Raw genomic sequence first — 8,775 nt, 5'->3', positions numbered from 1 at the left:
ATATTAACGAATTGAAGTGTTTAACTAATAAACAACTTATTTCACTCTAATGTATCAGAGGAGGGATTTTATTGTCGATGTCGTGGCTTATTTTCCGTATTGACCAGAGAGCGAACATGAGAAAATGCCAAGATACCTCAAAATAAAGTGAAAAAAGTCTAGTCATTACTGCTCGAAAACACAATATAGGATATCTAAACCAGAAAAAAGTTAAAAGGTTATCAATTTTTGGTTTGGTGCTAATGGGCTCACGTTATTTTTGGTTTACATAATCTGGTAACTTAAAAATAAAAATGCCGTCATATCAACGATTGCACCGAAACAAATGACTTGACAAGTTGCGCGTAAAAACGTATAATTTTTTGTACAGTTCATTCGTGTCGCAGACTGTGGTCTGCGACTTTTATTATTGAAAGGCGGCCATGGCAAGTCGAATCCCAGATGCCTTCATTGATGAAGTGCGTAAAAAAGTGAATATAGTTGATGTGATCGGGGAATATACACAATTGGTCAAACGTGGTCGCCAATGGAACGGATCGTGTCCTTTCCATGATGATCGCCATCCATCCCTCTTCGTCGAAGAAAATAAGCAAGTCTTTAACTGTTTTTCTTGTGGCCGTTCAGGCTCTGTTTTTTCTTTTATCATGGAAAAAGAGGGACTGAGCTATCCTGAAGCGGTCCTATCTTTGGCGGAAAAAGCGGATATGCCAGTTGATCAACAATTAACAGTGCAAGCCGCGCATCCCATTGATAGTCGCACGCAAGCGATTTATGATTTGCATTCCGCGGCACAACGGTTGTATCAGCATATTTTATTAAATACCACATCAGGCGAAACAGCTTTAGCTTATTTACACGATAAGCGGCAGTTATCTGATGCGGTCATCAAGCAATTTGGGATTGGCTTTGCGCCGGATGACAATGTGTTATTGCAATATGCCAAGGATCAAAATATCGCACCAGATATCCTGCAAGCATCAGAATTGTTTATTACAAATGATCAAGGCGTGATGCGTGATCGTTTTGCAGGGCGGATTGTGTGGCCAATCAAGACGGCACGTGGCCAAGTGGTTGGTTTTTCTGGGCGTGCACTCGCGTCAGATAACACCATCAAATATATGAACAGCCCAGAAAGTCCATTTTTCACAAAAGGCAAAATTCTTTATAATTTTGATCGTGCTAAAAATCAGATGCGACAAACCAATACAGCGCTGATTTTTGAAGGCTTTATGGATGTTATTTCGGCAGACATGGCGGGCAAAACCATGGGTGTTGCCACGATGGGAACGGCTTTAACCCCGGAACATATTCAGCAATTGGCACGGGTTGCCCAGCGTATTTTACTCGTTTACGATGGGGATGAAGCAGGCCAAAAGGCAGCCAAACGCGCGATTACGTTAATTCGCACGCATGCGCAACAAGTTGAGATTGGGATCGTACATTTACCAGATCAATTGGATCCGGATGACCTGCGGATTCAGCGTGGCACAGCTGCCTTGCAACAAGCCTTGGAACAAAATATTCAAACACCGGTTGAATTCTTGGTCAACGCTGCTCGGACTGGGAAAAATCTCAGCAACCAAGTGCAGTATCTGGCTTTTTTGCAAGAGGTGATGCAAACCTTGCAACAAGCCACGCCAGTTGAACAAGATTTACAACTGACCAAAATCGCCAATGAGTTTGGCACTTCAAAACAAGCGTTGCAGGCACAATTGCAACAAACGTTGGCCCAAAGTCGGGCCAGACCAGCTGCTACGCAAAATTATTCAAAACGTACGCCAAAAGCCTACACGGATCAAATGACACCACCACCCGCAGCACCAGCTGATAGCGAACCGCGGGTTGGGCAACGCTTAACTAAAGTTGAGCAGGCGGAACGCGCCTTGCTTATGGCCATGATTAAGTCACCACAGGTATTGGCCCAAGTTAAAGCGACCACGGGGTTTGCGTTTGTGCATCCAGATTATCAATTATTGATGATGTTGGCGGCCATTTATCAAGGGCAACATCCAGAACCATTTGATTTAGCGCAGTTTATGGATTTTATCCAGAAACCAGCTTTAAATCAAAAAATTATGGCTATTGATCGGGCTTATGGTGACCTCACCATTGAACATGAGGCGATTCGTGATTATTTGCAAATCATTATGGAAGAGGCGCCGATTGAAGCACGTGTACAAGAATTACAACAATTGATCAACGTCGCGAAGCAACAACATGATGACACCAAGTTGTTGCAACTGATGACAGAATTGATCAACCTCAAGAAACAACATTCAGGGTAAGTGGCTTAGGCCAAAGATCCGGTGATAACGTTTAACCCGTATATTAGGAGAAGTAAGACATGGCAACTAATTTATCTTCAAGCAAAATCTCAGATATCAAAGATTATCTTGATTCACAAAACATTTCATATAATAGCCGTGCCAAGAAAGCGGAGTTACTCGCTTTGGCACAAGGTAAAACACCAGAGGAAGCTGCTGCTGCCGGTCGTGCATCAAAGCCAAAAGCGGCTAAGAAGTCAGGGATTATTAAGAGCCCAGAATATGACAAAGCCGTCAAAGCGTTGATTGCTGAATATAAGCCAGCCAAAGAAGTGACGTATGCCACTTTGTCAGAACGTTTGGCAGAACCGTTCCATTTGGATGGTGAAAATATTGAACGCTTGATGGAAAAAGTTGAAGATGCTGGTGTGGCCATCGTGGATGAAAAGGGTGAACCAGCACCAGAAGTCTTGCAAGCAAAGCAAAACAAGCCTTCTAAAGAAGAACTTGATCAAGCTGAAGATACGCCAGCTGGGATTAAAATCAATGATCCTGTGCGGATGTATTTGAAAGAGATCGGCCGCGTAAACTTGCTAAAGGGTGATGAAGAAATTAACATTGCCAAGCGTATTGAAGCTGGTGATGTGGAAGCCAAGCAAGAATTGGCGGAAGCTAACTTGCGTTTGGTGGTCTCAATTGCCAAGCGTTATGTTGGTCGTGGGATGCAATTCTTGGATTTGATTCAAGAAGGTAACATGGGCTTGATGAAAGCGGTTGACAAGTTTGATTACACGAAGGGCTTTAAGTTCTCAACTTATGCCACATGGTGGATTCGTCAAGCAATCACACGTGCCATCGCCGACCAAGCGCGTACCATCCGTATTCCAGTTCACATGGTGGAAACGATTAACAAGTTGATTCGTATTCAACGCCAATTGTTGCAAGATTTGGGTCGTGAACCCTTGCCTGAAGAAATTGGGGCTGAAATGGATTTGACACCAGATAAGGTCCGTGAAATCTTGAAGATTGCCCAAGAACCCGTGTCATTGGAAACACCAATCGGTGAAGAGGATGATTCACATTTGGGCGACTTCATTGAAGACAATGAAGCGATTTCTCCAGCTGACTCAGCTGCTTATGAAATGTTGCGTGACCAATTAGAATCAGTTTTGGAAACGTTGACGGATCGTGAAGAAAACGTCTTGCGTTTGCGTTTTGGTTTGGAAGACGGTCGTACCCGTACACTTGAAGAAGTCGGTCGTGTCTTTGGGGTTACCCGTGAACGAATTCGTCAAATCGAAGCAAAAGCTTTGCGTAAGTTGCGCCACCCAAGTCGTTCAAAGCAATTGAAGGACTTTATGGATGACGGTAACATCTAATCTTAAAAGCCACGCGTTGCGTGGCTTTTTTTTGCGCCCTATGTTATGCTGGTAATTAGCGGTTCATCAACCATCCCGCTTAAAAAAACTAGGAGATTGCCATCATGCAAAAAAATTTAACAACAACTAACGGCCGTCAGGCGCATAACATCACCCTAATTGCGGTAGTAGCAGCGATTTACGCAGCAATTACGTTCGTGATTCAACCGATTGCTTTTGGACCAGTCCAATTACGCGCTTCGGAAGGGCTTAATCATTTGGCCGCTTGGAACAAGCGCTATGTGGTGGCATTAGGGATTGGGGTCTTTATTGCAAACTTGGTCTCACCACTTGGTTGGATTGACTGGGTATTTGGGACACTGGGGACCGTGATTATGACTGGGGTGACGTATCTTTTGGCACGACGTGTTACTAGTGCCTTAATCAAAATTATTATCAGTACCGTTGTCGTATCGACGTTGGGGATGGCGATTTTGGCGGCCGAATTTACTTTTGCCTTTAATATTGGTGCCAGTGGGGCCTTCCCGTCAGGAGCTAAAGGTGGTCTGATGGCGCAATGGCTGGCGTATTATGTGAGTTTAGTACCAGGTGAATTGGCCTCACTGATTATTGGTGGTGTTGTCATTTACGCGTTGAGTAAAATTGTGGATTTGAGTAAATAATGATTGAACAAGATTATCAAAACAAGCATATTTTAGTAACCGGTGCCGCTTCAGGCATCGGTTTTTCGCAACTTGAGACTTATTTGGCTGCAGGGGCGAACGTCTATGCGTTGGACTTTCAACCTATTTCGCTGGTGCATCCGCGTTTACAAACTTATCAAATTGATTTACGGGACCATGATGCCTTAACCGCGCTAGCGACTGACCTGACTAATCGTGTTGATTTTGATATTTTACTCAACACGGCTGGTGTGCTAGATGACTATCAGCCGTCGTTGGCCACTAATTTGGCAGAATGGCAGCGCGTACTCGACACGAATCTAACGCCAATGTTTATTTTAAGTAATGCCGTATTACCGGCGATGCTGGCGCGTGGCTATGGCCATATCATTAATATGGCCTCGATTGCAGGCTTTTCGGCTGGTGGTGGCGGGGCCGCTTATACCACGAGTAAGCATGCCATTATTGGTTATACCAAGCAGCTCGCCTTTGATTATGCACCGCAAGGGTTACATGTTAATGCCATTGCCCCAGGGGCGATTGCGACGCCGATGAACGCGGCTGATTTTGCTGGTGAGGGGGCGATGGCCAAACAAGTCGTAGCCCAAACGCCTGCCCGTCGTTGGGCTACCGCGCAAGAAGTCGCTGATTTGACGTTATATTTAACCAGTCCACAGGCAGATTATATTAATGGCGCCGTTTTGCCAATTGATGGTGGCTGGACGCTGGGGCATTGAAATCGAGATGTGACATGGTCAAAAATTGATGTTATACTGAACTTATTTCTAGGGGGGATAACAAGTAGTATGTCAATTTTAGAAGAAATTATGGCGGATCCGGAAAATGCGGCTTTTACCCAAAAGGGTTGGCAACCTATTTTTTCGGCACCAACAACGGCCAAAATTGTCATTATTGGCCAAGCACCGAGCCGAAAAGTGCAAGATAGTGGCATTATGTGGCATGATGCCTCTGGGGACCGCTTGCGTGAGTGGTTGGGCGTTGATGAAACGACCTTTTATGATTCTGGTTTGTTCGGTGTCATTCCGATGGATTTTTATTTCCCAGGCAAGGGTAAGTCGGGGGATAAGCCACCGCGTGCCGGGATAGCTGAGAAATGGCATCCACGTCTTTTGGCGCAAATGCCTGATGTTGAACTGATGATTTTAATTGGCGCTTATGCCCAACGCTATTATCTCGACTTGTCACCAAAGGATACTATCACAGCAACCGTGAAAAATTATGTGCATTATTTGCCACGCTATTTCCCGATTGTCCATCCGTCACCACGGAATAATATTTGGCTGAAAAAGAATCCGTGGTTTTTACAGGACGTTGTGCCAGCACTACAAACCACCGTTCACAATATTTTAAAATAAACGAGCAACCAATCATGTTGAATGATTGGTTTTTTTGTGATGTAATGAGGCCATCATAATAAAATTCAATTTAACTTTTATTAGTGAGGCTGATGCGCTATAATAAGGAAAGCAATAATGTGTGATATATCACAAATAATCAGAAGGAGTTTAGCGGATGATAATGCATGCCCCATAGACCGGCCAATAACCGAGAATACTTGCCCAGACACAACGTAGCGTTGCTTCCCGACACGGCTACTCAAAAACAATAGGAGAACTTAACATGTCAATGAATGCCTTAACAAACTCGGCTTCTGCCCGTTGGACCAACATTAAATTTCGTCTCCAGGCGTTGCCAAAACAACTCCGGTACACCTTCAGTTTACGCGAGAATATACGTGATCTGACAGCATTAACCAAAACCTCACGCATCATGATGGGGTTAATGCTAAGCGCAACGGTTGTCGCGTTTATTTTAGGTCAAAACTTTGGTTTTATTGGTTGGATTAGCTTAATAACTGGTATCGCGACGGTCATGAATCTGATTTTAGTGGATCAGGGCCGCTTAACAAATTACAGCTGGGGTGTCCTTGGTTGTGCGGTGTGGTTAATTGTTGCTTTAAATAATCATCTAATCGGTGATATTGCGTCGCAATCTTTTTATTTTGTGATGCAGTTTGTCGGTATCTCGGTTTGGCATCAAAATAAAGGGCGGGACAATACGGTGCAAGCCAAAAAACTATCAGCCAAAAATGCCGTATTGTATCTCATCATGACCTTTGTGATTTATGGGATTATTTTAGGCATTAGTCATTCGCTGCACGGTGCCCAAATTTACCTTGATGCGACACTATTACCGCTTGGCATCATTGGGCAAGTCTTGATGACCTATGGGTATCGCTCGCAGTGGATTGCTTGGATTGTATTAGACGTCATTAACGTGATTATCTGGACCAGAGCCTTGCAAGCAGATCCATCTGCTGGGGCAACGTCGATGCTCGCGTTGCAAATCATGATGTTAATTAATTCGTTTTATGGCCAATATATGTGGTTAAAAAAGTCACAAACCGCTTAACAAAAAAGCAACCAAATCGCATTTGGTTGCTTTTTTAGGTGAGCCAGAGGCAAATTGAGCTGCCAATGACCATAAAAATAACTAAATAGACGACGTTGAGCCAAGTAAATGTTTTGAAAAAATGATAACTTGAGCGATCACGGTCAAATAGTTGATATTGACGTAAAGCGAGTAAATTGGCCAGTGAGGCAATGAGCGTTCCTAAACCACCAACGGTGACGCCCAGATACAAACCAGTCACGCGTGTTGTGAACTTAGAGAGTAATACCGCAGCTGGCACATTACTAATCACTTGGCTACTGATGACGCCAGCAAAAAATGTTTTGGGCGTTGTGTCTGTTGTGAATGATAAGAGGTGGTGAATGGCAGGTAAGCGACTAATGGCACCGACAATGATGAAAAAATTGATGAACATTAACAAAATGCCGTAGTCTACTTTGACGAGAACTTGGCGATCTAACAGACCAGCGGCTAATAAACTGACCACGACGGCTAGCCAAATGGGTAAGACCGACAAGATACCAAGTAATACGATCACCGTAGCGACTAACAGCCAGCTGACTTTGCGCCGATCAATGGGTGGGACTGTTGTCGTCATGGCTGGAATTGGTCGTGCCGGAAAGAACAAGGTGACGACAACTAAGCTTAGAAAACCAAGCACACCGATTGGTAGTGATAAGGTCATAAAGTGCGGTAAGCTGAGATGATAATACGAGACTAAATAGAGGTTTTGTGGGTTACCAAACGGCGTCAACGCACTGCCTAAATTGGCATAGATCGTTAATAAACTAATCGGCACAATTTTTTTGAGATTGAGTTGTTGACTGATCTTAAAAAAGATAGGCACGAGCGTTAAAATGGCCACATCATTGGTAAAAAACATCGAGCCAACAAATGAAAAGAGGAGCATTACCCCAATGATATCTCGAGTTGTGCGACATTTCGCCACAATGGTGTTAGCGATGTAAGTCAAGACATGGAGTTGGCCGTAAATGGTGACAATAACAAGCAACGCCAGCAGTGCCAAAATGGTGTGACTATCAATATCTTTCGGCGACACTTGGCCGAAAATAAGGGCAACGATGACTAAGCCCAACGTGACCAAAAACGTTTTATCGGTATAAATTCTTTTGACTACTATGATCATTTTGTTGCTTTCTAGAGTTCGATATTCACTCATTATACCTGATTTTTCAGGGCTACGGGTTGCTAATCACGATGGGATTTGGCTTAGGCTTGTTGGGATAAAATCCGGATGAGTAAAGTTTCCTCAGTCGTTAAATTATGATTTTTCCGAAAGGCCACATTGGCACTAAAAGTTGGTTGATTGTCATCAAGTAAGGGGATGGCGACAATATTTGGATCGGTTGTGGTTACGATATTGGTTAGTAAGGCGACCCCGATGTTTTCGGCTACTAAGCTCATGAGAAAGGAGACATCATTGGTTTTTAAGAACGTTTTAGGGCGAATGCCAGCGTTTTTGGCCAGTTGCTTCATCGCTTGGACGTGAATAAAACTCGCATCAAATGAGACAAATAGTTGGTTTTTTAAATCTTTAAAATAAATACCGGCTTGCTGTTGGGCTAACGGATTCGTTTTGGCCATATAGATATAGAACGGGGCTGTGGCAAATGGAAAAACTTGGAGTTTGTCATTAGTGGCTTGACCTAAAGAACCAAGTAAGGCTAAATCAATATCGCCATTAATCAACGATTGGGTTAATCCGTTAGAGCCAGCTTCATAAATATGCATATGGTCAATATTATATTGGTGATCAAAGGCCTTGGTGGCTAACACGATTTTGGCAAAATAAGCATGTTTGAGAATCGGGGGCAGTCCAATTGTTGTCGTGCGTGATTGCAAATGGGTAATTTCTTGGTGTGCACTATCGAGTTCATTTAAAATAGAGGCCGCATGTTGGTAGAGTTGTTCGCCGGCTGGCGTAAATTTAAGATCTACGGTCGCATCTCGGCGAATCACGAGCTAGGCTTGAAAGTATGTCTCAAGCCGTTTGCTGGCACTGCTAATGGATGGATG

The 8,775-nt window shown here is 43.7% G+C and carries 8 protein-coding genes and 1 riboswitch; of the genes, 6 read left to right on the top strand and 2 right to left on the bottom strand.

The genetic code is table 11. The features are described 5' to 3' along the window. Window positions 1-422 precede the first annotated feature (422 nt). From dnaG to pnuC, 6 genes are all read left to right on the top strand, one after another. Entirely contained in the window at window positions 423-2,285 is a 1,863-nt protein-coding gene (dnaG, locus tag ACW12G_RS04870) for a DNA primase (protein ID WP_455647403.1), read from the top strand. A 59-nt stretch (window positions 2,286-2,344) separates the two neighbouring features. Beyond that, window positions 2,345-3,643, top strand: a complete 1,299-nt coding sequence (rpoD, locus tag ACW12G_RS04865) for an RNA polymerase sigma factor RpoD (RefSeq protein WP_010001570.1) — start codon at window positions 2,345-2,347, stop codon at window positions 3,641-3,643. A 52-nt stretch (window positions 3,644-3,695) separates the two neighbouring features. After that, a riboswitch (PreQ1 riboswitch) is annotated at window positions 3,696-3,741 on the top strand. A 6-nt stretch (window positions 3,742-3,747) separates the two neighbouring features. Then, entirely contained in the window at window positions 3,748-4,305 is a 558-nt protein-coding gene (locus ACW12G_RS04860) for a QueT transporter family protein (RefSeq protein ID WP_010004500.1), read from the top strand. Then, window positions 4,305-5,042, top strand: a complete 738-nt coding sequence (locus ACW12G_RS04855; RefSeq protein WP_455647402.1) for a 3-oxoacyl-ACP reductase — start codon at window positions 4,305-4,307, stop codon at window positions 5,040-5,042. The genes ACW12G_RS04860 and ACW12G_RS04855 overlap by 1 nt, the downstream gene beginning before the upstream one ends. A gap of 69 nt (window positions 5,043-5,111) precedes the next feature. Then, on the top strand, window positions 5,112-5,681 hold the full coding sequence (locus ACW12G_RS04850; RefSeq protein ID WP_455646549.1) for a uracil-DNA glycosylase family protein: 570 nt from the start codon (window positions 5,112-5,114) through the stop codon (window positions 5,679-5,681). 271 nt (window positions 5,682-5,952) lie between these two features. Continuing rightward, entirely contained in the window at window positions 5,953-6,738 is a 786-nt protein-coding gene (pnuC, locus tag ACW12G_RS04845; RefSeq protein ID WP_146977349.1) for a nicotinamide riboside transporter PnuC, read from the top strand. A gap of 34 nt (window positions 6,739-6,772) precedes the next feature. Here pnuC and ACW12G_RS04840 read toward each other — a convergent pair whose 3' ends face one another. Both ACW12G_RS04840 and ACW12G_RS04835 read right to left on the bottom strand, forming a co-directional pair. Beyond that, a complete protein-coding gene (locus ACW12G_RS04840; protein WP_455647401.1) occupies window positions 6,773-7,885 on the bottom strand; it encodes an SLC13 family permease in 1,113 nt (370 codons plus the stop codon). 83 nt (window positions 7,886-7,968) lie between these two features. Continuing rightward, complete coding sequence (locus tag ACW12G_RS04835) at window positions 7,969-8,718, bottom strand: LysR substrate-binding domain-containing protein (RefSeq protein ID WP_455647400.1); 750 nt, start codon at window positions 8,716-8,718, stop codon at window positions 7,969-7,971. Window positions 8,719-8,775 lie beyond the last annotated feature (57 nt).

The organism is Leuconostoc sp. (assembly GCF_965300815.1).
The sequence above is the reverse complement of the archived record's forward strand: the minus strand, read 5'-3'. Positions and strand labels throughout refer to the sequence as shown.

What these genes read in the sequence shown, in the direction of transcription:
- ACW12G_RS04860 (WP_010004500.1), top strand. Translation starts at nt 3,748, where the DNA reads ATGCAAAAAAATTTAACAACAACTAACGGCCGTCAGGCGCATAACATC.
- dnaG (WP_455647403.1), top strand. Translation starts at nt 423, where the DNA reads ATGGCAAGTCGAATCCCAGATGCCTTCATTGATGAAGTGCGTAAAAAA.
- ACW12G_RS04850 (WP_455646549.1), top strand. Translation starts at nt 5,112, where the DNA reads ATGTCAATTTTAGAAGAAATTATGGCGGATCCGGAAAATGCGGCTTTT.
- pnuC (WP_146977349.1), top strand. Translation starts at nt 5,953, where the DNA reads ATGAATGCCTTAACAAACTCGGCTTCTGCCCGTTGGACCAACATTAAA.
- ACW12G_RS04855 (WP_455647402.1), top strand. Translation starts at nt 4,305, where the DNA reads ATGATTGAACAAGATTATCAAAACAAGCATATTTTAGTAACCGGTGCC.
- ACW12G_RS04840 (WP_455647401.1), bottom strand. Translation starts at nt 7,885, where the DNA reads ATGATCATAGTAGTCAAAAGAATTTATACCGATAAAACGTTTTTGGTC.
- rpoD (WP_010001570.1), top strand. Translation starts at nt 2,345, where the DNA reads ATGGCAACTAATTTATCTTCAAGCAAAATCTCAGATATCAAAGATTAT.